The organism is Algibacter luteus (genome assembly GCF_030344935.1).
In the GTDB taxonomy this organism is placed as follows: Bacteria; Bacteroidota; Bacteroidia; order Flavobacteriales; family Flavobacteriaceae; genus Arenitalea; species Arenitalea lutea.
The window spans coordinates 946,389-967,603 of the sequence record NZ_CP128313.1; the positions used below are offsets into that span (position 1 = coordinate 946,389).

29 protein-coding genes are annotated in these 21,215 nt (G+C 35.0%); 24 read left to right on the forward strand and 5 right to left on the reverse strand.

The window, feature by feature from the left end; genetic code table 11:
- Window positions 1-65: 65 nt before the first annotated feature.
- The 5 genes from O5O44_RS04060 to O5O44_RS04080 all read right to left on the reverse strand — a co-directional run bounded on the left by O5O44_RS04060 (window position 66) and on the right by O5O44_RS04080 (window position 8,690).
- Window positions 66-1,346 carry a hypothetical protein gene (locus O5O44_RS04060; RefSeq protein WP_289195842.1) on the reverse strand — a complete coding sequence of 427 codons (1,281 nt, stop codon included), beginning with the start codon at window positions 1,344-1,346 and terminating at the stop codon, window positions 66-68.
- A gap of 25 nt (window positions 1,347-1,371) precedes the next feature.
- Window positions 1,372-2,289 (reverse strand): hypothetical protein, encoded by a 918-nt coding sequence (locus O5O44_RS04065; RefSeq protein ID WP_289195843.1) that lies wholly within the window; start codon window positions 2,287-2,289, stop codon window positions 1,372-1,374.
- A 16-nt stretch (window positions 2,290-2,305) separates the two neighbouring features.
- Window positions 2,306-3,745: a SusD/RagB family nutrient-binding outer membrane lipoprotein gene (locus tag O5O44_RS04070; RefSeq protein ID WP_289195844.1), complete on the reverse strand. Its 1,440-nt coding sequence runs from the start codon at window positions 3,743-3,745 to the stop codon at window positions 2,306-2,308.
- Window positions 3,746-3,752: 7 nt separating this feature from the next.
- Window positions 3,753-6,878 carry a SusC/RagA family TonB-linked outer membrane protein gene (locus O5O44_RS04075; protein ID WP_289195845.1) on the reverse strand — a complete coding sequence of 1,042 codons (3,126 nt, stop codon included), beginning with the start codon at window positions 6,876-6,878 and terminating at the stop codon, window positions 3,753-3,755.
- 117 nt (window positions 6,879-6,995) lie between these two features.
- The gene (locus O5O44_RS04080; RefSeq protein ID WP_289195846.1) at window positions 6,996-8,690 is read right to left on the reverse strand and encodes a POTRA domain-containing protein; all 1,695 of its coding nucleotides are present in this window, start codon (window positions 8,688-8,690) and stop codon (window positions 6,996-6,998) included.
- Between the two features lie 177 nt (window positions 8,691-8,867).
- Between O5O44_RS04080 and rpsL the strand changes: the two genes are divergently transcribed.
- The 24 genes from rpsL (at window position 8,868) to rplO (ending at window position 21,213) form a co-directional block, all read left to right on the forward strand.
- Window positions 8,868-9,242 carry a 30S ribosomal protein S12 gene (gene rpsL / locus O5O44_RS04085; RefSeq protein WP_019386263.1) on the forward strand — a complete coding sequence of 125 codons (375 nt, stop codon included), beginning with the start codon at window positions 8,868-8,870 and terminating at the stop codon, window positions 9,240-9,242.
- A gap of 21 nt (window positions 9,243-9,263) precedes the next feature.
- The gene (gene rpsG / locus O5O44_RS04090) at window positions 9,264-9,740 is read left to right on the forward strand and encodes a 30S ribosomal protein S7 (RefSeq protein ID WP_019386264.1); all 477 of its coding nucleotides are present in this window, start codon (window positions 9,264-9,266) and stop codon (window positions 9,738-9,740) included.
- A 3-nt stretch (window positions 9,741-9,743) separates the two neighbouring features.
- On the forward strand, window positions 9,744-11,870 hold the full coding sequence (gene fusA / locus O5O44_RS04095; RefSeq protein ID WP_019386265.1) for an elongation factor G: 2,127 nt from the start codon (window positions 9,744-9,746) through the stop codon (window positions 11,868-11,870).
- Between the two features lie 11 nt (window positions 11,871-11,881).
- Entirely contained in the window at window positions 11,882-12,187 is a 306-nt protein-coding gene (rpsJ, locus tag O5O44_RS04100) for a 30S ribosomal protein S10 (RefSeq protein ID WP_019386266.1), read from the forward strand.
- 196 nt (window positions 12,188-12,383) lie between these two features.
- Window positions 12,384-13,001, forward strand: a complete 618-nt coding sequence (gene rplC / locus O5O44_RS04105; RefSeq protein ID WP_019386267.1) for a 50S ribosomal protein L3 — start codon at window positions 12,384-12,386, stop codon at window positions 12,999-13,001.
- Window positions 13,001-13,630, forward strand: coding sequence for a 50S ribosomal protein L4 (rplD, locus tag O5O44_RS04110; RefSeq protein WP_019386268.1), 630 nt, complete (start codon window positions 13,001-13,003; stop codon window positions 13,628-13,630). Before rplC ends, rplD begins: the two co-directional genes overlap by 1 nt.
- A gap of 7 nt (window positions 13,631-13,637) precedes the next feature.
- A complete protein-coding gene (rplW, locus tag O5O44_RS04115; protein WP_019386269.1) occupies window positions 13,638-13,928 on the forward strand; it encodes a 50S ribosomal protein L23 in 291 nt (96 codons plus the stop codon).
- 10 nt (window positions 13,929-13,938) lie between these two features.
- The gene (rplB, locus tag O5O44_RS04120; protein WP_019386270.1) at window positions 13,939-14,766 is read left to right on the forward strand and encodes a 50S ribosomal protein L2; all 828 of its coding nucleotides are present in this window, start codon (window positions 13,939-13,941) and stop codon (window positions 14,764-14,766) included.
- Window positions 14,767-14,769: 3 nt separating this feature from the next.
- Complete coding sequence (gene rpsS, locus O5O44_RS04125) at window positions 14,770-15,048, forward strand: 30S ribosomal protein S19 (RefSeq protein WP_019386271.1); 279 nt, start codon at window positions 14,770-14,772, stop codon at window positions 15,046-15,048.
- A gap of 6 nt (window positions 15,049-15,054) precedes the next feature.
- Window positions 15,055-15,462 carry a 50S ribosomal protein L22 gene (rplV, locus tag O5O44_RS04130; protein WP_289195847.1) on the forward strand — a complete coding sequence of 136 codons (408 nt, stop codon included), beginning with the start codon at window positions 15,055-15,057 and terminating at the stop codon, window positions 15,460-15,462.
- A gap of 8 nt (window positions 15,463-15,470) precedes the next feature.
- Window positions 15,471-16,187, forward strand: coding sequence for a 30S ribosomal protein S3 (rpsC, locus tag O5O44_RS04135; RefSeq protein WP_019386273.1), 717 nt, complete (start codon window positions 15,471-15,473; stop codon window positions 16,185-16,187).
- A 21-nt stretch (window positions 16,188-16,208) separates the two neighbouring features.
- On the forward strand, window positions 16,209-16,628 hold the full coding sequence (rplP, locus tag O5O44_RS04140) for a 50S ribosomal protein L16 (RefSeq protein ID WP_019386274.1): 420 nt from the start codon (window positions 16,209-16,211) through the stop codon (window positions 16,626-16,628).
- 13 nt (window positions 16,629-16,641) lie between these two features.
- Entirely contained in the window at window positions 16,642-16,833 is a 192-nt protein-coding gene (rpmC, locus tag O5O44_RS04145; protein WP_019386275.1) for a 50S ribosomal protein L29, read from the forward strand.
- A 12-nt stretch (window positions 16,834-16,845) separates the two neighbouring features.
- Window positions 16,846-17,103, forward strand: coding sequence for a 30S ribosomal protein S17 (rpsQ, locus tag O5O44_RS04150; protein ID WP_019386276.1), 258 nt, complete (start codon window positions 16,846-16,848; stop codon window positions 17,101-17,103).
- Window positions 17,104-17,105: 2 nt separating this feature from the next.
- Complete coding sequence (gene rplN, locus O5O44_RS04155) at window positions 17,106-17,474, forward strand: 50S ribosomal protein L14 (RefSeq protein ID WP_019386277.1); 369 nt, start codon at window positions 17,106-17,108, stop codon at window positions 17,472-17,474.
- A 14-nt stretch (window positions 17,475-17,488) separates the two neighbouring features.
- Complete coding sequence (gene rplX, locus O5O44_RS04160) at window positions 17,489-17,800, forward strand: 50S ribosomal protein L24 (protein ID WP_026009903.1); 312 nt, start codon at window positions 17,489-17,491, stop codon at window positions 17,798-17,800.
- A gap of 2 nt (window positions 17,801-17,802) precedes the next feature.
- Window positions 17,803-18,354, forward strand: a complete 552-nt coding sequence (gene rplE / locus O5O44_RS04165) for a 50S ribosomal protein L5 (RefSeq protein ID WP_019386279.1) — start codon at window positions 17,803-17,805, stop codon at window positions 18,352-18,354.
- Between the two features lie 3 nt (window positions 18,355-18,357).
- Entirely contained in the window at window positions 18,358-18,627 is a 270-nt protein-coding gene (gene rpsN, locus O5O44_RS04170; protein ID WP_019386280.1) for a 30S ribosomal protein S14, read from the forward strand.
- Window positions 18,628-18,696: 69 nt separating this feature from the next.
- On the forward strand, window positions 18,697-19,095 hold the full coding sequence (gene rpsH / locus O5O44_RS04175; RefSeq protein WP_019386281.1) for a 30S ribosomal protein S8: 399 nt from the start codon (window positions 18,697-18,699) through the stop codon (window positions 19,093-19,095).
- Window positions 19,096-19,112: 17 nt separating this feature from the next.
- Window positions 19,113-19,655 carry a 50S ribosomal protein L6 gene (rplF, locus tag O5O44_RS04180; protein ID WP_289195848.1) on the forward strand — a complete coding sequence of 181 codons (543 nt, stop codon included), beginning with the start codon at window positions 19,113-19,115 and terminating at the stop codon, window positions 19,653-19,655.
- A 10-nt stretch (window positions 19,656-19,665) separates the two neighbouring features.
- The gene (gene rplR, locus O5O44_RS04185) at window positions 19,666-20,022 is read left to right on the forward strand and encodes a 50S ribosomal protein L18 (RefSeq protein ID WP_019386283.1); all 357 of its coding nucleotides are present in this window, start codon (window positions 19,666-19,668) and stop codon (window positions 20,020-20,022) included.
- A 6-nt stretch (window positions 20,023-20,028) separates the two neighbouring features.
- Window positions 20,029-20,553 carry a 30S ribosomal protein S5 gene (gene rpsE, locus O5O44_RS04190; RefSeq protein ID WP_019386284.1) on the forward strand — a complete coding sequence of 175 codons (525 nt, stop codon included), beginning with the start codon at window positions 20,029-20,031 and terminating at the stop codon, window positions 20,551-20,553.
- An 11-nt stretch (window positions 20,554-20,564) separates the two neighbouring features.
- Window positions 20,565-20,744: a 50S ribosomal protein L30 gene (gene rpmD / locus O5O44_RS04195; RefSeq protein WP_019386285.1), complete on the forward strand. Its 180-nt coding sequence runs from the start codon at window positions 20,565-20,567 to the stop codon at window positions 20,742-20,744.
- 16 nt (window positions 20,745-20,760) lie between these two features.
- Window positions 20,761-21,213 (forward strand): 50S ribosomal protein L15, encoded by a 453-nt coding sequence (gene rplO, locus O5O44_RS04200; protein ID WP_019386286.1) that lies wholly within the window; start codon window positions 20,761-20,763, stop codon window positions 21,211-21,213.
- The last annotated feature ends 2 nt before the right edge of the window (window positions 21,214-21,215 follow it).

Sequence of the window (21,215 nt, forward strand, 5' to 3'; positions counted from 1 at the left end):
GATATCTTATTTTATAAGAAAAAAAAACCACCTAAAATAGGTGGTTTTTTATGAATAAAAGAATCTTATTTCTTAGTGAAAGTAATAGTCGCATCTGTTGGAACACCACCACAGTCACTTAATACATTTTCTGTATATGTAATACTGAAAACTGAATCATCAGTAGGATCAATAGTACCAGCGTTAGAACTAGGTCCATGCTCGATACCAGGTCCACCAGCACATCCAAGTCCTGTGTAATAGTTATCATCAAATGTTACTGTTCCGCAAGTTGCGTCAAACGCAAATCCGTACTCTACTATAACTCCAAATCCATTCCAATCACCTTCAAATGTTCTAGTTCCGTTACCTGTGTCAACAATTGTTACGTCACCATCAAATGCAGGACCAAATTGTCCTCCAGCTGTAGTTGCAACGGTATATTCACCAGCAAAAGTTCCATCTGCAGGAATTCCTAAATTGTTAGGTAATCCAATAGATTCCATTGAATAAGTCGTCCCAGATTTAGTGATTTTTGCTAAAACAGTTGATTGACAATCAGCATTTGCTGTATTCAACGCGTTAGGCACTGTAATAACTCGATCATTAATAACTCCTGGTTGATTAAATGTTAACGAAATATCTAAAGCGGCATCATTACCACCAAAGTCACCAGCTGAATAGAATTCAGTTACTAAATAGTATTCACCGTCAGGATATGATTCTAAAAATACAAATGATTCAAAACCAAATTCATTGTCTACAGTAACATAGTTAATAGAAGTTGGAATGTTTGCATCTGTAACATAAAGGATTAAATCGCCTATTTCTTCATCATCAATAGCATTACCTAAATTATCGGTAAAATCTTGTGGTGAAGTCCAAGTCATGTCAATTGCAAGATCTCCTTCAGTATAGTTCATGATGTTAAACGATACAACTTGAGAGTTTGTTGCAGAAACATTGGCTTCTTTACCAGTACCAATTCTAATTACAGCAGTTTCAGTACCTTCAACTTCATCGTCACCATGAATTGTAATGACATCTGATACAGAAGTTGCACCAGCAGGAATTCTTACGTGATGAGGAAATGATAAGTCAGATCCTTCTGAAGCTGTACTACTTGGAAGTAATTCTAAATAAACTTCTACAGCTGCAATTTGAGGTTGACTTAAAGATACTGTAAATCCATAATCTGCTTCAGTTTCAATAAGAGATTCGGTTGGACCAAAATCTAAAGAAACCGATAAAGCTGGATTTGATGGACTTACTACACTGTCACCAGTGAGATCGTCTGTGTTTTCACAAGCAATAGCAAAGACGAAAGCACTTAATACTAAAGCTATTTTATATATTTTATTTTTCATGTGTTTGTATTTAATTTAAACTGGATTAGTCTACTTGTTTTTCAAGGCGCTCAAAGAACTCTCTAGTCGCACCTACACCTCTAAAGTACCCTACTGTAAATTCTAAAACGTCTTTACCAGTAACATCGTCAGGAATTGCACGAGACGTAGTTCCGTCACAAGTTAAAACTTCAAATGAACCAGTACCTCCAGTACAAGTCATTACAGGCGAACCATTTAATAACAAGTCACCATCTTCTAAATCTTTATCAAGTACTGTGATAACATTTGTATCATTATCTACAGTAAAAAAGAATTCATTATCATCCCAATAGGCTAATCCTGCATGTCTGTAAATTGTAGCATCAACAGATTCAATTACTCTGTCACCACCAGTCCAGTTTCCTAAAAGACTTCCTGAGTTCCAATAAGCACTATCAACAACTGAGTAAATACCAGCATAACGTGTACCTACAGCAACTTTAGTAACATTAGAGTTGTTATGAGTTTTTCCCTCGCTTGTTACGGCTTCATATTCTAAAGTCCAGAAATCACCAATATTTAGGCCTCCATCATTATCAGGTAATGGGCTACCGTTTAAAGTTAAGCCAGCAATTAGTTCTTCATAAGTAAAGGTTACTGTAAAATTTGCAGTAGTCCCTACAGCTGTGTTCGAAATTGGAATTGTTTTTAGTAGCACTCTGTTACTTGAACTTCCGCTCATGTTATCAGTAAACGTGTTATAAACTTTCACTTCAGTAGTTTGAACATTGGCCTGAAATACGGCTCCTGCTGCTGAATACGTGTTACCACTACCTACAACATAGCTAATCAAAGGATTACCAACGTCTACTAGACCGCCTAGGGCGGCATTTCCAGTCAATTCATCGTTGTCATCGTCAATACATGAAAATATCATGGTTGAAACGAATAACGTTAAAATTAATTTCTTTAAAGTTTTCATATTATTTTTTTTTTAGTTATTGCCAAAACAATGACGATGTTAATAAATCGCCACCAATACTAGAAGCTGCTGCATCATAATTTTCTTTATTTAATGAAGGCTCTAGTGTTGGGTAATAAAGTCTTGAAGGTATTTCATTTAAAGCAGCTTCTGCTGCAGGTAGAAGTGCAGGAATTTTTGTTCTTCTCCACTCTGTCCATGCTTCAAATCCTTGGCTGAAAAGCGAAATCCATACTTGAGTTGCAATTTTGTCACGACCATCTGATTGTGAAGCAAAGTTTAGATTTTCTTGTGCTATGTATGAAGTTGGATCTATTCCATTCCATTGGAAGTTTGCAGCAATTCCTTTATAATAGTATTCTTTAGCTGCAGCAATTCCTCCAGAAATATAACCTTCGTTTGCAGCTTCTGCCATTAAAAAGTTTAATTGTGAGTAAGACATAATTACTGCAGGTAATTCTGGTCTTAAGTAAAAAGCCCCTAATCCTGAAATATTGGCGTAAGTATATCCTAAGGCATCATTAGGAAGTGGTGTTTGATTACCAAATCCTGCAGGCTTACCTACAATGTCTCCACTAGCGTTTGGTGATGCATAAACTTCTAATCTAGGGTCTCCTAAACCTTCTAAAATATCAGTTAAAGCAAGACCAATTTTGTATTCTGGTCTGTTACCATCAACTACTGTTTCCCAAATAGGATTCGCATCTGGTGCAACTGATAAATAAGTAATTTCAGCACTATCATCATTACTAGCGAACATGTTTCCGCCATTTACTAATGCTTGTAATTCAGAAGAAACACTTCTAGTTCCTGAAATTCTCATCAAAGCTCTAAACTTTAATGAATTAGCTAATTTTAGCCATTTTGAAGTATCACCTCCGTAATATAAATCTGATGAAGCTGTTACAGAACCAGTTCCATTCGATAATAAGGTAGATGCTTGAGTTAACAAATCGATAACACCTTCAAAAACAGTTGCTTCATCATCGTAAGCTGGTTTTAAAATGGCACCATTAATAGCTTCTGTAAATGGAATCGGTCCATAAAGTTCAACTAAAGTTTGATAACCTATAGCTTGCATTACTAAAGCAACACCTTGTAAGTTAGTGTTACCATCAGCTTCAGCTAAATCATACATGGCTTTACCTTCAGACACAGTTAATGTGAAGATATTATCCCAAAGGGCATCAACTACACCTCTACGTGGAACATATCTTGCTTCATCGTTGTATTGTACTTTAGACCATAACTGAGCCCAACAAGCTCCCATGTCTCCACCACGTTGCATACCATAAGTAGCATTGCTAAATTGTCTTTGTGCATAACCCAATAATAAATCGGCAGGAATTGCCACAGGGTTATTTGGATCTTTATTTAGTTCTTCAAAGTCTCCGTCGCAACCAGTAGCGAAAGAAAAGCTGATAAGAGCAAATAATATAATTTTAAATTTTTTCATAATTTTTTTAGAATTTTAAGTTTATGTTAAAACCAACGGTTCTTGCAGATGGGTATTGACCAAACTCTTGACCTTGTTCTCCGTTTGCACTACTAAATCCTGTTTCAGGATCAATATGTGGCGCTTTCTTATAAAGAAGTGCTAAGTTTCTACCTACAATTGAAAATTTAACTGCTTCAAAAGGTGAATTCTTTAGCATTTTCGAAGGTACGCTATAACCTAAAGTTATTTGTCTTAGTTTAACATAACTAGCATCAAATACTGAACTTGATTCTATACTGTTACTATAAGATGCTTGGTTGAATGATTGTGCACCTACAACAACGTCGTTAGGAACATATCCTCCGTTTCCATCTTCTCTTACACCATCTCCAACTAAACCTGTTTCACGGCCAACTAAAGTTTCTTCTAAAGTACCAGCATATCTACCCCATGCGTATGTCATACTGTGCACATCTCCTCCAATTTTAGCATCAATAAGCGTTGAAAAGCTTAAGTTTTTATATCTAAGTGAGAAGTTAGCACCTCCTGTCCAGTCTGGCGCGATATCTCCAAGTACTTGTTGTGATTCGTCAATTTTAGGAAGTCCAGCTTCATAAATAACTTGACCATCAGAAGTTCTTTCAAAATCACGACCAACTATTACACCATAAGGTAAACCTGGTCTTGCTTGAAGTGTAACACCCCATTGTCCACCAAGTACATAACTATCTAATTCTCCTAAAGATACAACTTCGTTTTCGTTTTGCGCAAAGTTTAAATCAATATCAAAACTGAAATCTTCAGATTCAATAATTGTACCTCCTAATTGAAGCTCGATACCTTTGTTACTCATGTCGGCAATGTTATCCCAAGATGAAGTAGAACCTGTAGCCGAAGATACTTGAATAGGAACTAATAAATCCTCAGATTGCTGATCGTAGTAAGTAGCACTTAAACGAAGTCTGTTAGAGAATAATTTTGCATCAATACCAAACTCAATTCCAGTTACCGTTTCAGCTTTTAACTCAGGGTTAAATTGCGTGTTAGGAACGAATCCTTGGTTACCAAAACCAGTATTAGTTAATCCAAAAGTAGAAATAATGTTATAAGGAGCTAAAGCACCTGTACTACCTACTTGAGACCAACCACCTCTTAATTTTAAGTAATCTATTTTTGCAGATTGTAAATCAAACATTTCTGATAATAAAATAGAACCAGCTACAGAAGGATAGAAGAATGAGTTGTTTTTAACTGGTAAAATACTAGCCCAATCTTGTCTTGCTGTAAAGTCAACAAATATCATTTCTTTGAAAGAAAATTGTCCGTATCCGAACACACTATTAATTTGTTGGTTTCTTTCAAGATTATTTAATACAGCAGTTGCTCCTGTTTGTAAGTTTGAAAGATTATATAAATTCGGTAACTCTAATCCTGGAAGGAATCCAGAAGTAGAATTGTATTGTCTATTCATGTGTTGAAAACCAATACTTGCAGAAAAACCAATATCTTCACTAATAGGTTGATTTGCAGATAAAATAGATGTTGCATTTACCTCTTCAAAACGTCTTTGAATTTCAAAATAACTTCCATTTTGAGCATTGTTACTTCCTACGGCTTGTCTTTGAGTTTCAAGTTGGCTGTAAGAGTCAATTCCTAATTTCTGATTAAATGACAACCAGTCAGTTAATTGGTAAGATACATCTACGTTTCCAACGATACGATCTTTTTCTAAAGTATTTCTGTTAGTTTCAAGAACCCAATATGGATTGTTTTGGAAGTTGTGGTTCCAGTTTAAAGGCGTTCCTGCTGCTGCAGTTCCATCTGGAGCTAAAGGAAAATCTCTCCAGTTTCTTAATTCTTGGAAATCAACTTGTCTTGCAGACCAAATAAATTGTTGGAATGGATTTTCGTTGTTATATCCAGAGATTGGTAAATTGTCACTATCAGTATTAAAATAGTTTAAAGACATTCCAACTGTCATGCGATCGCCAATTTCTAAAGATCCACTTAAACCTACAGTAACTTTTTTAAGTTCTGTATTCGGAACCATACCTTTTTCATCTGTATTACCAATAGATAATCTGAAATTATTATTAGTAAATGAAACGTTATTAGAAATATTAACTCCTGTGTCTAAGAAATTTTTAACGTTATCAGGGTAAGATCTCCATGGTAAAGGGATTCCACCGTTTAATTGTGAATTCCATTGGATAAACTCAAGACCAACATCTAAAGGTGGTCCCCAACTCTCATCTACACCATCACCAGATCCACCACTTGCTCCATCAACAAATTCGAAGTAAGTTGGATCACCACCTTGTCCATAAGAATTTTGGTAGCTAGGTAAAAGTAAAGGATTAGAGAATGTTACGTTTGTATTAACAGATACGCCAAATTTTTTCGCGCCATTTCCTCTTTTAGTAGTAATAACAATTACACCATTACCTGCACGTAAACCATATAATGCAGCTGCATTAGGTCCTTTAAGTACAGTTACAGATTCAATGTCGTCTGGATTAATGTCGGCAGCACCATTTGGTAAATCAACTCCACCACCAGAACCAGCGTTACCAAAACTTCTGTTATCGATAGGAACACCATCAACTACGTAAAGCGGCTCGTTGTTACCAGTAATAGAAGAGTTACCCCTAAGTACTATTCTTGATGAAGCACCAACACTACCAGAAGTTCCTGTTACTTGAACACCGGCAATTTTACCACTTAAAGCATTTGATATGTTACTTTCTCTTGCTTCTGTTAAGCCATCACCTTTAATTCCTTGAACAGAATACCCTAAAGCTTTTTCATCTCGCTTTATACCTAAGGCAGTTACTACTACCTCTTCTAATGCTTGGGCATCTTCATTTAAAGTAACGTTAATTGTGTTTGAGGCACCTACTGCAACTTCTTTGGTAGTATATCCCACAAAACTGAATACCAGAGTACTCCCAGTATTGGCTTTTAATGTATACTTACCATCAAAATCTGTTGATGTACCAGAAGTAGTACCTTTTACTAAGACAGTTGCTCCCGGTAACGGTAAACCAGATCCATCTGATACAGTACCTGAAATTGTCTTTTCTTGTGCAAACGTTAGTTGCACAACAAACGCTAGTAATAGCGTTAGAATTCCACTAAACTTTGTTTTCATTTTATAATTATTTGAATTAGTCAATGCCAAAAATCATAAAATAAAGTTAATAAAACAATAAATAATGGTTAAAATTTGATAAAAAGCATCAATTTTTAAGAAAATGATAATTTGACACTAGAAATTAGCAGTTAAACTGATATGTATTTTGGAATTAGACAGTTTAAATCTAGTATTCTCATTTTTGCCGTTTGCATAGTTAAACTTTAATAGTCCTGCTTTTGTAAGAATACCAAACCCAAACCCGTAGCCAAAAAGTTTTTCTTTTGTTTTTAATACTTCATTTTCAAAGTAACCAGCGTCGATAATAGAGTGGATATATAAGGAGTTGCTAAGTGTGTATCGGTATTCGGTATTTAAAACTCCAAATAAATTGGCAAAAAGACTATTTTCTTCAAAACCTCTAATAGAATTTATACCTCCAAATCTTAATAATTCGTTTTCAAAATAAGATTTAGAATTAAGATGAGATCCGTTGGCTCTTATAAAAATACTATTCGTTTTATTTAAGTCGAATATTTTTAATGCATCTAAGCTATATTGTGATTGGTTTTCTTTTGTTGTGGTTGTTTTTCTTTCTCCTATGCCTACCTCAATATATAAGCTTTCTTTAACGGGGAAAAGTAAAATGCTAGATTGTCGTTTTAAGAATTGATAAGCTATAGTGTAATGTTGTGTTTTGTAATCTGAAATAGCAAAGGATGAATTATCATTTAAAAGGTTGTTTGACTCAGTTGAAACTATACCACTCAAAATTTTATGTTTGGAGTTTATTTGATAATGAAGTCTTAGCGCTTGATTAACGGTAGTGAATGATGAATCTTTTTTAAATATTCTTAATTGTAAATCAATTCCAATAGGAGTGTTAAATAAATAAGGAAGCGTTGCATTCGTTTCAAATGTTTTTTGGTCGTTCTCGTCACTCTTGTAAAGTAATCGGAAAGATTCTCCAAAATTTAAATTATTAGTTAGGATTAAATTCAAATACCCATCAAATTCGAGTTGGTTTGTGTCTTCATTAGTACCAAAACCTAAAAAACCATCAAAATTATTGCTTTTAGATTTCTCCAGGTACATATATAAGGTAGTGGAGTCTTTTGAAAATAATACTTCTGGAGGTCTTACTTCATTAGCGAAATTTAAGTTGTTAAGTTGTTCTGATTTGGTTTTAATTGCTTTTAAATCAAAAACCTGTTTTGGCTTTATTTTTAAAAAGTGCCTTATGTAGGATTTTGGAAACTTATCGTAGCCTCGAATCACAATATTGTTTATAGTTCTTTTGTTGTTTGAAACATCAATGAATAAGTTAGCTTTTAATGTAGTAGCATTTTTAGCTGTAATGCTTGATAAACTAACTTTGGAAAAAGGAAGTCCTTTTTTTGAAATTTCAGAATTAATAAACCGAAGCGCCTTTGCTACTTCATTAAAACTGAGAACAAAGTAATCTTCATTAACTTCTTTTGATACGGCTTTTAATGTAACTTGTTCAATCTGAACGTTATTGTAGTATATATGAGTGGTGTCATACCTATTCTTTAAGTTTATTTTCGTGACAAATGTCGAGTCATTTATTCTAGTGATTTTTGATGCCCTGTTTTCGATATAACCTATCTTGAAGAGTTGGTTTTGAATAGAATCAACTTCTAATCTTATAGACTCAAAATCTTTATGTGTTTTTTGGTACCGGAGATTGCTAATTATAACCGTTTCATCTTCAGATTGACCATTAACATTTAGTATTAAATTTTGGCAAAATCCTTCTTGAGAAAAAAAGATATATATAATAAGGACTATTCTTAAAGTTTTTTGCACGTTTTTAAAACTTATTTTGATGTAAATCTAACGGAAAAATATAGGCTAATAATATAGCTTGTGATTTTATTTTTCAAATCTCTTAAAAATTAAACGATTAGGGTTTGAAATTTTAATTTTAATTTCTACCTTTGCAGCCCTCTTAAAAGAGGATAATAAAATTTATATATAATATATATGCCAACAATTTCGCAATTAGTAAGAAAAGGAAGAGCCAAAATAACCAAGAAGAGTAAATCGGCTGCTTTAGATTCTTGTCCGCAAAGACGTGGTGTGTGTACTCGTGTTTACACAACAACTCCTAAAAAACCTAACTCAGCAATGCGTAAGGTAGCAAGGGTTCGTTTAACAAACGGAAACGAGGTTAATGCATACATCGGTGGTGAAGGACACAATCTACAAGAGCACTCGATAGTATTGGTTAGAGGTGGAAGGGTAAAAGATTTACCAGGAGTTAGATATCACATTGTACGTGGTGCTTTAGACACAGCAGGTGTTTCAGGTAGAACGCAACGTAGATCTAAGTATGGTGCTAAACGCCCTAAAAAGTAATTAAAACTTTAAGAAGAAGACATGAGAAAAAGAGCAGCAAAAAAGAGACCGCTTTTACCAGATCCACGTTTTAACGACCAGTTAGTAACTCGTTTCGTTAACATGATGATGTGGGACGGAAAGAAGTCAGTGGCCTTTAAAGTATTCTACGATGCAATTGATATTGTAGATTCGAAAAAAACTGACGAAGAAAAAACAGCATTAGAAATCTGGAAAGATGCTTTATCAAATGTGATGCCTCACGTAGAAGTACGTAGTCGTCGTGTTGGTGGTGCAACGTTCCAAATTCCTATGCAAATTCGTCCAGATCGTAAAGTTTCAACTGCGATGAAATGGTTAATTAGCTATTCACGTAAAAGAAATGAAAAATCTATGGCGTTACGTTTAGCTTCAGAGATTTTAGCAGCAGCTAAAGAAGAAGGAGCAGCGGTTAAGAAAAGAGTAGATACTCACAAAATGGCAGAGGCAAACAAAGCATTCTCTCACTTTAGATTTTAAGAAATGGCAAGAGATTTAAAATTAACAAGAAATATAGGTATTGCTGCGCATATTGATGCAGGAAAAACTACTACAACAGAACGTATTCTTTATTATACGGGAGTTTCTCATAAAATTGGTGAAGTACATGATGGTGCTGCAACAATGGATTGGATGGAGCAAGAGCAAGAAAGAGGTATTACAATTACTTCCGCTGCTACAACTTGCGAATGGAAGTTTCCTATAGAAAATGGTCAGCCTACTGCAGATGCACAAGACTATCATTTTAATATTATCGATACTCCAGGTCACGTTGATTTTACGGTTGAAGTAAACCGTTCTTTACGTGTACTTGATGGTTTAGTATTCTTATTTAGTGCAGTTGATGGTGTTGAGCCACAATCTGAAACGAACTGGAGACTTGCAGATAATTATAAAGTACCACGTATTGGTTTCGTTAATAAAATGGACCGTCAAGGGTCAAACTTCTTAGGGGTTTGTCAACAGGTAAAAGATATGTTGAAATCTAATGCAGTACCAATTGTTTTAAACATTGGTGACGAAATAGATTTTAAAGGAATTATAGATTTAGTTAAGAATAGAGCGATAGTATGGCATGATGAAACTCAAGGGGCTACTTTTGATGTTATCGAAATTCCAGAAGAGCTTAAAGCTGAAGCTAAAAAATATAGAGCATTACTAATTGAGGAAGTAGCAACTTACGATGAAAATCTTTTAGAGAAATTCATGGAAGATGAAGATTCTATAACAGAAGATGAAGTGCACGCTGCACTTAGAGCTGCTGTTATGGATATGGCTATTATTCCAATGATATGTGGTTCTGCTTTCAAAAACAAAGGTGTACAATTCTTATTAGATGCTGTTTGTCGTTACCTACCTTCTCCTTTAGATAGAGAGAATATTATAGGTACGAATCCAGACACAGGTAAAGAAGAAGTTCGTAAGCCAAGTGCTACAGATCCATTTGCGGCATTAGCTTTTAAAATTGCTACCGATCCTTTTGTTGGTCGTTTAGCTTTCTTTAGAGCATATTCAGGTCGTTTAGATGCAGGGTCTTATATCTTGAACAATCGTTCAGGTAAAAAAGAACGTATCTCTCGTATCTATCAAATGCATTCTAATAAGCAAAATGCTATCGATTTTATTGAAGCAGGAGATATAGGTGCAGCAGTAGGATTTAAAGACATCAAGACTGGTGATACCATGTCTGATGAAAAACATCCAATTGTTTTAGAGTCTATGGACTTCCCTGATCCAGTAATCGGTATTGCGGTTGAGCCAAAAACAAAAGCTGATGTAGATAAGTTAGGAATGGCTTTATCAAAATTGGCTGAAGAGGATCCAACATTTACAGCAAGAACTGACGAAGCTTCAGGACAGACTATCATTTCTGGAATGGGTGAGCTTCACTTAGATATTATTGTTGACCGTCTTAAACGTGAGTTTAAAGTAGAGGTTAACCAAGGTCAGCCACAAGTAGAGTACAAAGAAGCAATTACGCAACGTGCAGAACATAGAGAGGTTTACAAAAAACAATCTGGTGGACGTGGTAAATTTGCTGATATTGTGTTTACATTGGAGCCTGCTGAAGAAGGTAAAACAGGTTTAGAGTTCGTGTCTGAAATTAAAGGTGGAAACGTTCCTAAAGAATTTATCCCTTCAATCGAGAAAGGATTTAGAATGGCTATGGTAAATGGACCATTAGCAGGATACGAAGTTGATGCAATGAAAGTAACGTTAACAGACGGATCTTACCACGATGTGGATTCTGATCAATTATCGTTCGAATTAGCTGCAAAACTTGGATTTAAAAATTCAGCAAAAGCAGCAAAAGCGGTAATCATGGAGCCAATCATGAAGCTTGAAGTTATTACTCCAGAAGAAAATATGGGTGATATTGTAGGTGACTTAAACCGTCGTCGTGGTCAAGTTAGTGATATGGGTGATAGAGCAGGTGCAAAAACTGTAAAAGCTACTGTACCTTTATCAGAGATGTTTGGATATGTTACTACATTAAGAACATTATCTTCAGGTCGTGCAACGTCAACTATGGAATTTTCACATTATGCTGAAACACCTTCAAATATTTCTGAAGAAGTTATTAAAGCAGCTAAAGGTGTTGAAGCTTAAAATTTAAGAAAATGAGTCAGAAAATCAGAATAAAATTAAAATCTTACGATCATAATTTAGTAGATAAGTCTGCTGATAAGATTGTAAAAACAGTAAAAAGTACTGGTGCTGTTGTAACGGGTCCAATTCCATTACCAACAAACAAGAAAATTTTCACTGTATTACGTTCTCCACACGTAAACAAGAAATCAAGAGAGCAGTTTCAATTATCTTCTTATAAAAGATTATTAGATATCTATTCTTCGTCATCAAAAACAATTGATGCCTTGATGAAACTTGAATTACCAAGTGGTGTTGAAGTGGAAATTAAAGTTTAAGTATATAGGCTTTAATTTACATCCCGAAACAAATTCGGGATCTCGTTGAGAGAAATTAAAATGTCCCACCGATGCGGTCGCGGGAAAAACGGATAAATACATTTCAGGGACGAAAGGTATTTTGTCCCTGAAATTTTTTAAATAAGAATGTTGAATTAGGTTTCAACGAAATAGTAATAATTAATAATAAATAAATATGTCTGGGTTAATTGGAAAAAAAATCGGTATGACCAGCATTTTCGACGAAAACGGGAAGAACATTCCTTGTACAGTAATCGAAGCTGGACCATGTATCGTTACCCAAGTCAGAACTAAAGAAGTGGATGGCTATGAGGCTGTTCAACTTGGTTTCGATGACGCGACAGAAAAAAGCGCTACAAAAGCAGACCAAGGTCATGCTAAAAAAGCGGGTACTTCTGTAAAACGCAAAGTTGTTGAATTCAAAGGTTTTGATGAGGAGTACAAATTAGGAGATGCAATTACTGTTGAACATTTCGCTGAAGGTGAATTTGTTGATGTAGCAGGAACATCTAAAGGAAAAGGATTTCAAGGTGTTGTAAAACGTCATGGTTTCGGTGGTGTAGGTCAAGCTACTCACGGTCAGCATAACCGTTTAAGAGCGCCAGGATCTATTGGTGCAGCATCTTATCCTGCAAGAGTTTTCAAAGGAATGAAAATGGCAGGAAGAATGGGTGGAGACACAGTTAAAGTTCAAAATTTAAGAGTTTTAAAAGTAGTTGCTGAAAAGAATCTACTTGTGGTTAAAGGATGTGTTCCTGGTCACAAAAACGCTTATGTAATTATTAGAAAATAATGAAAGTAGCAGTTTTAGATATAAACGGAAAAGACACAGGTAGAAAGGCAGACCTTTCTAACGATGTGTTTGCTATTGAGCCTAATGATCATGCTGTATACTTGGATGTTAAACAATATTTAGCAAACCAACGTCAAGGAACTCACAAATCGAAAGAAAGAGCTGAGATTTCTGGAAGTACACGTAAGATTAAAAAGCAAAAAGGAACTGGTACAGCAAGAGCAGGTAGTATTAAGTCTGGTGTATTTAAAGGTGGTGGCCGTATGTTCGGACCAAGACCAAGAAATTACAGCTTCAAACTTAATAAAAACTTAAAGCGTTTAGCACGTAAATCTGCCTTAAGTATCAAAGCAGGAGAAAAGTCAATAACAGTTCTAGAAGACTTCAATTTTGACTCTGTAAAGACGAAGAATTTTACGGCAGTTTTAAAGGCTTTAGAGCTTGAAAACAAAAAAACGCTGTTTGTGTTGGGTGGGTCAAATAATAACGTATATTTGTCATCGCGCAATTTAAAAAGTTCAGAAGTTATAACTAGCTCAGAATTAAGTACTTACAAGATTTTAAACGCAAATCAAGTAGTGCTGTTAGAAGGAGCGTTAGAAGGAATTGAAACAAACTTAAGTAAATAAGAAACAGATGAGTATCTTAATTAAACCTATAATCACAGAAAAAGCGACTGCCGATAGCGAGTTAAGAAACTGCTATACTTTCGCGGTGAACACAAAGGCGAACAAGGTAGAAATCAAAAAAGCGGTGGAAGCTGCTTATGGTGTTTCTGTTGAAAAAGTTCGTACTATAAATGTCCGTCCAGATCGTAGTACCAAGTTCACAAAAACTGGTATTCAACATGGTAAAACAAATGCTGTTAAAAAGGCAATTGTACAACTGGCGGAAGGTGAAATGATTGATTTATACAGTAACATGTAATTAAAGACTAATGTCAGTAAGAAAATTAAAACCAATCACACCAGGACAGCGATTTAGAGTAGTAAATGGGTATGACGCCATAACTACTGATAAGCCGGAAAAGAGTTTACTCGTTCCGAACAAAAGGTCTGGTGGTAGAAACAGTCAAGGAAAAATGACCATGCGCTATATTGGTGGAGGTCATAAGAAAAAGTATCGTATCATTGATTTTAAAAGAGACAAAGCAGGGATTCCTGGTGAAGTTGCTTCTATTCAATACGATCCAAACAGAACCGCTTTTATCGCATTATTGAATTATCAAGATGGTGAAAAAAGATACATTATTGCACAAAATGGACTTCAGGTTGGGCAAAATGTAGTATCTGGTAAAGAGGGAATTGCTCCAGAAATTGGAAATGCAATGCCATTAAGTGAAATTCCATTAGGAACTATTATTTCTTGCGTAGAGTTACGTCCAGGACAAGGGGCTGTTATGGCTCGTAGTGCAGGTGCATTTGCTCAATTAATGGCAAGAGATGGTAAGTTTGCAACTATTAAGTTGCCTTCAGGTGAAACAAGATTAATTCTTGCTAACTGTATGGCTACTATAGGTGTTGTATCTAACTCAGATCATCAATTGTTAGTTGGTGGTAAAGCAGGTAGAACAAGATGGTTAGGAAGAAGACCACGTACTAGACCAGTAGTGATGAATCCAGTTGATCACCCAATGGGTGGTGGTGAAGGTAAATCTTCAGGAGGACACCCACGTTCTAGAAACGGTATACCAGCTAAAGGATATAGAACACGTTCTAAATCAAAAGCAAGTAATAAATATATTGTAGAACGTAGAAAGAAATAAGACATGGCAAGATCATTAAAAAAAGGACCTTACGTTCATTATAAATTAGAGAAAAAAGTGGCTGCAAATGTTGAAGCTAACAAAAAATCGGTAATCAAAACTTGGTCAAGAGCAAGTATGATTACTCCAGATTTTGTTGGACAAACAATAGCAGTACACAATGGCCGTCAATTTGTTCCTGTTTATGTAACAGAAAACATGGTAGGTCATAAATTAGGAGAATTTTCACCAACACGTTCATTCCGTGGGCATGCCGGTGCTAAAAATAAAGGTAAAAAGTAGTAAGCTATGGGAAGTCGTAAAAAACAAATGGCAGACGCTATTAAGGAAGGGAAAAAGCATGTTGCTTTTGCTAAACTTAATAATTGTCCTACGTCACCGAGAAAAATGCGTTTAGTAGCCGATTTAGTAAGAGGTGAAAAAGTAGAACATGCACTTAATATCTTGAAATTCAATCAAAAAGAAGCTTCAGGTCGTTTAGAGAAATTGTTATTGTCTGCAATTGCAAACTGGCAAGCTAAAAACGAAGAGACTGATATTGAAGAAGCTGAATTAATCGTTCAAGAAATTAGAGTTGATGGCGGATCTATGTTAAAAAGATTGCGTCCAGCACCACAAGGTCGTGCACACAGAATAAGAAAACGTTCAAACCACGTAACAATCGTAGTTGGAGCTAACAATAACACACAAAGCTAAGATAGAGTATGGGACAAAAAACAAATCCAATCGGGAATCGCTTAGGAATTATCAGAGGATGGGAATCTAACTGGTACGGAGGAAACGATTATGGTGATAAACTTGCCGAAGACGATAAGATTAGAAAATACGTTCATGCGCGTTTATCTAAGGCTAGTGTTAGTAGAGTAATTATCGAAAGAACTTTAAAACTTGTAACCGTTACTATCACTACTGCAAGACCTGGTATTATTATCGGGAAAGGTGGTCAAGAGGTAGACAAGTTAAAAGAAGAGCTTAAGAAGATTACTGGAAAAGAAGTTCAGTTAAATATTTTTGAAATTAAAAGACCTGAACTTGATGCATTTTTAGTAGGATCTAGTATCGCTCGTCAAATTGAAAACAGAATTTCATACAGACGTGCAATTAAGATGGCTATTGCTGCTACAATGCGTATGAATGCTGAAGGAATTAAAATCCAAATTAGTGGGCGTTTAAATGGTGCTGAAATGGCACGATCTGAGCACTACAAAGAAGGACGTATTCCTTTATCAACTTTTAGAGCCGATATTGACTATGCTTTAGTTGAGGCACACACTACTTATGGTAGATTGGGTGTTAAAGTATGGATCATGAAAGGTGAAGTATATGGTAAAAGAGAACTTTCTCCGCTTGTTGGATTGTCTAAGAAGGAAGGAAAAGGTGGTGCCAGAGGAGGTAATAAAGGACCTCGTCGTAGAAAGTAATTTTTTATAAAGTAAAGAAAAATGTTACAGCCTAAAAGAACAAAATTTCGTAAACAACAAAAAGGACGTATGAAAGGTCTCTCTGGAAGAGGACATCAACTTTCTAACGGTACTTTTGGAATAAAAGCATTAGACGCTACGTTTATAACTGCACGTCAAATAGAAGCTGCACGTATTGCCGCTACACGTTACATGAAAAGAGAAGGTCAACTTTGGATTAAAATATTTCCAGACAAGCCTATTACAAAGAAACCTCTTGAAGTACGTATGGGTAAAGGTAAAGGTGCTGTTGAATTATGGGTTGCCGTATGTAGACCAGGTCGTGTTTTATTTGAAGTAGGTGGTGTGCCATTAGACGTTGCAAAAGAAGCATTACGTTTAGCTGCACAAAAGCTACCAGTAAAAACTAAGTTTATAATCGCTAGAGATTACGAAGCATAATTTATTTGATATTATGAAACAATCAGAAATTAAAGAATTATCTGTAGCTGAGTTACAAGAGAAACTTAGTGAAACAAAAAAGAGTTATTCAGACCTTAAATTGGCTCATGCAATATCTCCTTTAGAGAATCCTATTCAATTACGTTCTATAAGAAGAACCGTAGCGAGAATTGCGACTGAATTAACTAAAAGAGAATTACAATAATTCTGCTGAAAGATGGAAACAAGAAATTTAAGAAAAGAACGTATAGGAGTTGTTACTAGTAACAAGATGCAAAAATCAATAGTTGTTGCAGAGGTTAAAAAAGTAAAACACCCTATGTATGGAAAGTTCGTGTTAAAAACGAAAAAATACGTTGCTCACGACGAAACAAACGATTGTAATATTGGAGATACTGTAAAGATCATGGAAACAAGACCTTTAAGTAAATCTAAATGTTGGAGATTAGTTGAAATTTTAGAAAGAGCTAAATAATTATGGTACAGCAAGAATCAAGATTAAAAGTAGCAGACAATACTGGAGCAAAGGAAGTTTTAACTATCCGTGTTTTAGGTGGTACTAAAAGAAGATACGCCTCTGTTGGAGACAAAATTGTTGTTTCTGTAAAAGACGCAACTCCTAATGGCAACATTAAAAAAGGAGCGGTTTCTACGGCAGTTGTTGTACGTACTAAGAAAGAAGTAAGAAGACCAGACGGATCTTATATAAGATTTGATGATAATGCCTGTGTTTTATTAAACCCAACCGGTGAGATGAGAGGTACACGTGTATTTGGTCCTGTTGCTAGAGAGCTTCGTGATAAACAATTCATGAAGATTGTATCATTAGCACCAGAGGTGCTTTAATGCAAAATATTAAGATGGGAAAGCTTAAAATAAAAACTGGAGATACTGTAAAAGTAATAGCTGGAGATCATAAAGGATCTGAAGGTAAAGTACAGAAGGTATTAATAGAAAAGAACAAAGCGATTGTTGAAGGTGTAAACTTGGTTAAGAAACATACTAAGCCAAGTGCGCAAAACCCTCAAGGAGGAATCGTAGAAAAAGAAGCAGCTATTCATATTTCTAACTTATCATTGTTAACCTCAAAAGGTGAAACGACTAGAGTTGGATATAGAATGGAAGGCGATAAAAAAGTAAGATTTTCAGTAAAATCTAATGAAGTAATATAGTTATGGCATATTCACCAAGACTTAAAGAAGAGTATAAAAGCAGAGTTATTGCAGCTCTTACAGACGAATTTGGGTATAAGAATGTAATGCAAGTTCCTAAACTTACTAAGATAGTAATATCTAAAGGTGTTGGAGCTGCAGTTGCAGACAAAAAGTTAATTGACTACGCAGTAGAAGAATTAACGACTATATCTGGACAAAAAGCGATTTCTACATTATCTAAGAAAGATGTTGCTTCTTTTAAATTACGTAAAGGAATGCCAATTGGGGTAAAAGTAACTTTACGTGGCGAAAGAATGTACGAGTTTTTAGATCGATTAGTAACTTCAGCACTTCCACGTGTGAGAGATTTTAATGGAATTAAAGCTACAGGATTTGACGGTAGAGGTAATTACAATTTAGGAATTACAGAACAAATTATCTTTCCAGAGATAAACATTGATAAAGTGAATAAAATTTCTGGTATGGATATCACATTTGTAACTACTGCAGATACTGATAAAGAAGCAAAATCATTATTAACTGAATTAGGATTACCTTTTCAAAAGAATTAAGATATGGCTAAAGAATCAATGAAAGCCCGCGAGGTAAAAAGAGCTAAAACAGTAGCTAAGTATGCTGAAAAACGTAAAGCTTTAAAAGAAGCTGGAGACTATGAAGCATTACAAAAGTTGCCAAAAAACGCATCTCCTATACGTCAGCATAATAGATGTAAATTAACAGGAAGACCTAGAGGATATATGAGAACATTTGGTATTTCTCGTGTAACATTTAGAGAAATGGCCAACCAAGGTCTTATTCCTGGAGTTAAAAAAGCAAGTTGGTAATATTATTTAAATAATCAGGTTTAAGGTTCGACATAGGTTCGAAAACCAAGACCACAAAATCAATTCATTATGTACTCAGATCCAATTGCGGATTATTTGACAAGAATTAGAAACGCAGTGCGTGCTAACCACAGAGTGGTAGAGATACCTGCATCTAATCTTAAAAAAGACATAACTAAAATTTTATTCGAACAAGGATATATTTTAAGTTATAAATTTGATGATTCTACTGTACAAGGAACTATTAAAATAGCTCTTAAGTACAATAAAGAAACAAAAGAACCAGTAATTAAGAAGCTTCAAAGAATTAGTACTCCAGGTTTACGTAAGTATGCTGGAGCTAATGAGTTGCCTAGAATTCTTAATGGTCTTGGTATTGCTATTGTCTCTACTTCACATGGAGTAATGACTGGTAAACAAGCCAAAAGAGATAATGTAGGTGGAGAAGTTTTATGTTACGTATACTAATTTAAAGCCAGAAAGAAATGTCAAGAATAGGAAATAATCCAGTAGCCATTCCAGAAGGTGTAACAGTAGACGTTAAAGAAGGCGTAGTTACTGTAAAAGGAAAATTAGGAGAGTTAACACAAAACTACGACTCTATCGAGATAAAAGTTGAAGATGGTAGCGTTTGGGTTACACGTTCTTCTGATACTAAAGATCAAAAAGCTAAACACGGTTTATATAGATCTTTAATGCACAATATGATTGAAGGTGTCTCTAAAGGATGGACAAAAGAGTTAGAATTGGTAGGTGTAGGTTATAGAGCATCGAATCAAGGACAAAAATTAGATTTAGCCTTAGGGTTTTCACATAACATCATTCTTGATATTGCTCCAGAAGTAAAAGTGGAAACAATATCAGAAAAAGGTAAAAATCCAATTGTAAAACTAACATCATTCGATAAACAACTTGTTGGTCAAGTAGCTGCAAAAATCCGCGGATTTAGAAAGCCTGAGCCTTACAAAGGAAAAGGAATCAAGTTTGTTGGTGAAGAAATAAGAAGAAAAGCAGGTAAATCAGCTTAATAATTAAGTTATGGCATTGACAAAGAACGAAAGAAGAATAAGGATAAAAAACAGAATCCGAAAAGTAGTTTCTGGTACAGAAGCTAGACCAAGATTAGCTGTTTATAGAAGTAATAAAGAAATTTATGCTCAAATAGTTGATGATGTAACTGGTAATACTATCAGTGCAGCATCTTCAAGAGATAAAGATATTAGTTCTGCGAAAGCAACTAAATCAGAAGTAGCTAAATTAGTAGGTAAAGCACTTGCTGAAAAAGCTTTAAAGGCAGGTGTAGAAACCATAGCTTTTGATAGAGGTGGATATTTATACCACGGAAGAGTAAAATCACTAGCAGAAGGTGCTAGAGAAGCAGGACTTAAATTCTAAGATATTATGTTTCAAAAATATAAAAGTGCAGAGTTAGTAAAACCAGGTGGATTAGATCTTAAAGATCGTTTAGTTGGTGTACAAAGAGTTACAAAAGTAACTAAAGGTGGTAGAGCATTTGGTTTTTCAGCAATTGTAGTAGTTGGTGATGAAGCTGGTGTTGTAGGTCAAGGCTTAGGAAAATCTAAAGACGTTGCTAGTGCAATCGCAAAAGCTGTTGAAGATGCTAAGAAAAACCTAGTAAGAATTCCTATTATTAAAGGAACGTTACCACATGAGCAAAAAGGTAAATATGGTGGAGCTAGAGTAAATATTATTCCTGCTGCGCCTGGTACAGGTGTAATTGCTGGTGGAGCTGTAAGAACAGTACTTGAGGCAGTTGGTGTACACGATGTATTATCAAAATCTCAAGGGTCTTCAAATCCTCATAACGTAGTAAAAGCAACATTTGATGCTTTATTACAATTAAGAGATGCGAATACTATTGCTAGAGATAGAGGTATTTCACTTGAACAAGTTTTTAACGCTTAATAAAGACAGAAATGGCAAAGATTAAAGTAAAAAAAGTTAAAAGCGCAATCAATCGTACGCAAAGACAAAAAAGAACTTTAGAAGCTCTAGGTCTTAAAAAGATTGGTCAAGTAAAAGAGCATGAAGCTACACCAAATATACTTGGTATGGTTGCTAAAGTTTCACATTTAGTTTCTGTAGAAGAAGCTTAAAAATATAAACTGAAAAATGGATTTAAGTAATTTAAAACCTGCAGAAGGTTCAGTAAAAACTCAAGGAAAAAGAATAGGTCGTGGACAAGGTTCTGGAAAAGGTGGTACCGCAACTCGTGGTCACAAAGGAGCTAAATCTCGTTCTGGTTATTCTAAGAAATTAGGATTTGAAGGAGGTCAAATGCCTCTTCAAAGACGTGTTCCTAAGTTTGGTTTTACTAACATTAACCGTGTTGAGTATCAAGGAATCAATCTAGATACACTACAACAATTGGTTGATGAGAAGAAAATAAAAGATACAGTAGATTTTGAAACATTATTCGCAAACCGTTTAGCTGGAAAAAATGATCTAGTTAAGATTTTAGGTAGAGGTGAATTAAAAGCAAAATTAAAAGTATCTGCTCATAAGTTTACTGCTTCAGCAAAAGCTGCGATTGAAGCTGCAGGAGGAGAAGCTGTAACTATATAAGA

Bases quoted from the DNA above. Each gene is read 5' to 3' on its own strand.
- O5O44_RS04060 (WP_289195842.1), bottom strand. From the start codon at position 1,346: ATGAAAAATAAAATATATAAAATAGCTTTAGTATTAAGTGCTTTCGTC.
- O5O44_RS04065 (WP_289195843.1), bottom strand. From the start codon at position 2,289: ATGAAAACTTTAAAGAAATTAATTTTAACGTTATTCGTTTCAACCATG.
- O5O44_RS04070 (WP_289195844.1), bottom strand. From the start codon at position 3,745: ATGAAAAAATTTAAAATTATATTATTTGCTCTTATCAGCTTTTCTTTC.
- O5O44_RS04075 (WP_289195845.1), bottom strand. From the start codon at position 6,878: ATGAAAACAAAGTTTAGTGGAATTCTAACGCTATTACTAGCGTTTGTT.
- rpsL (WP_019386263.1), top strand. From the start codon at position 8,868: ATGCCAACAATTTCGCAATTAGTAAGAAAAGGAAGAGCCAAAATAACC.
- rpsG (WP_019386264.1), top strand. From the start codon at position 9,264: ATGAGAAAAAGAGCAGCAAAAAAGAGACCGCTTTTACCAGATCCACGT.
- fusA (WP_019386265.1), top strand. From the start codon at position 9,744: ATGGCAAGAGATTTAAAATTAACAAGAAATATAGGTATTGCTGCGCAT.
- rpsJ (WP_019386266.1), top strand. From the start codon at position 11,882: ATGAGTCAGAAAATCAGAATAAAATTAAAATCTTACGATCATAATTTA.
- rplC (WP_019386267.1), top strand. From the start codon at position 12,384: ATGTCTGGGTTAATTGGAAAAAAAATCGGTATGACCAGCATTTTCGAC.
- rplD (WP_019386268.1), top strand. From the start codon at position 13,001: ATGAAAGTAGCAGTTTTAGATATAAACGGAAAAGACACAGGTAGAAAG.
- rplW (WP_019386269.1), top strand. From the start codon at position 13,638: ATGAGTATCTTAATTAAACCTATAATCACAGAAAAAGCGACTGCCGAT.
- rplB (WP_019386270.1), top strand. From the start codon at position 13,939: ATGTCAGTAAGAAAATTAAAACCAATCACACCAGGACAGCGATTTAGA.
- rpsS (WP_019386271.1), top strand. From the start codon at position 14,770: ATGGCAAGATCATTAAAAAAAGGACCTTACGTTCATTATAAATTAGAG.
- rplV (WP_289195847.1), top strand. From the start codon at position 15,055: ATGGGAAGTCGTAAAAAACAAATGGCAGACGCTATTAAGGAAGGGAAA.
- rpsC (WP_019386273.1), top strand. From the start codon at position 15,471: ATGGGACAAAAAACAAATCCAATCGGGAATCGCTTAGGAATTATCAGA.
- rplP (WP_019386274.1), top strand. From the start codon at position 16,209: ATGTTACAGCCTAAAAGAACAAAATTTCGTAAACAACAAAAAGGACGT.
- rpmC (WP_019386275.1), top strand. From the start codon at position 16,642: ATGAAACAATCAGAAATTAAAGAATTATCTGTAGCTGAGTTACAAGAG.
- rpsQ (WP_019386276.1), top strand. From the start codon at position 16,846: ATGGAAACAAGAAATTTAAGAAAAGAACGTATAGGAGTTGTTACTAGT.
- rplN (WP_019386277.1), top strand. From the start codon at position 17,106: ATGGTACAGCAAGAATCAAGATTAAAAGTAGCAGACAATACTGGAGCA.
- rplX (WP_026009903.1), top strand. From the start codon at position 17,489: ATGGGAAAGCTTAAAATAAAAACTGGAGATACTGTAAAAGTAATAGCT.
- rplE (WP_019386279.1), top strand. From the start codon at position 17,803: ATGGCATATTCACCAAGACTTAAAGAAGAGTATAAAAGCAGAGTTATT.
- rpsN (WP_019386280.1), top strand. From the start codon at position 18,358: ATGGCTAAAGAATCAATGAAAGCCCGCGAGGTAAAAAGAGCTAAAACA.
- rpsH (WP_019386281.1), top strand. From the start codon at position 18,697: ATGTACTCAGATCCAATTGCGGATTATTTGACAAGAATTAGAAACGCA.
- rplF (WP_289195848.1), top strand. From the start codon at position 19,113: ATGTCAAGAATAGGAAATAATCCAGTAGCCATTCCAGAAGGTGTAACA.
- rplR (WP_019386283.1), top strand. From the start codon at position 19,666: ATGGCATTGACAAAGAACGAAAGAAGAATAAGGATAAAAAACAGAATC.
- rpsE (WP_019386284.1), top strand. From the start codon at position 20,029: ATGTTTCAAAAATATAAAAGTGCAGAGTTAGTAAAACCAGGTGGATTA.
- rpmD (WP_019386285.1), top strand. From the start codon at position 20,565: ATGGCAAAGATTAAAGTAAAAAAAGTTAAAAGCGCAATCAATCGTACG.
- rplO (WP_019386286.1), top strand. From the start codon at position 20,761: ATGGATTTAAGTAATTTAAAACCTGCAGAAGGTTCAGTAAAAACTCAA.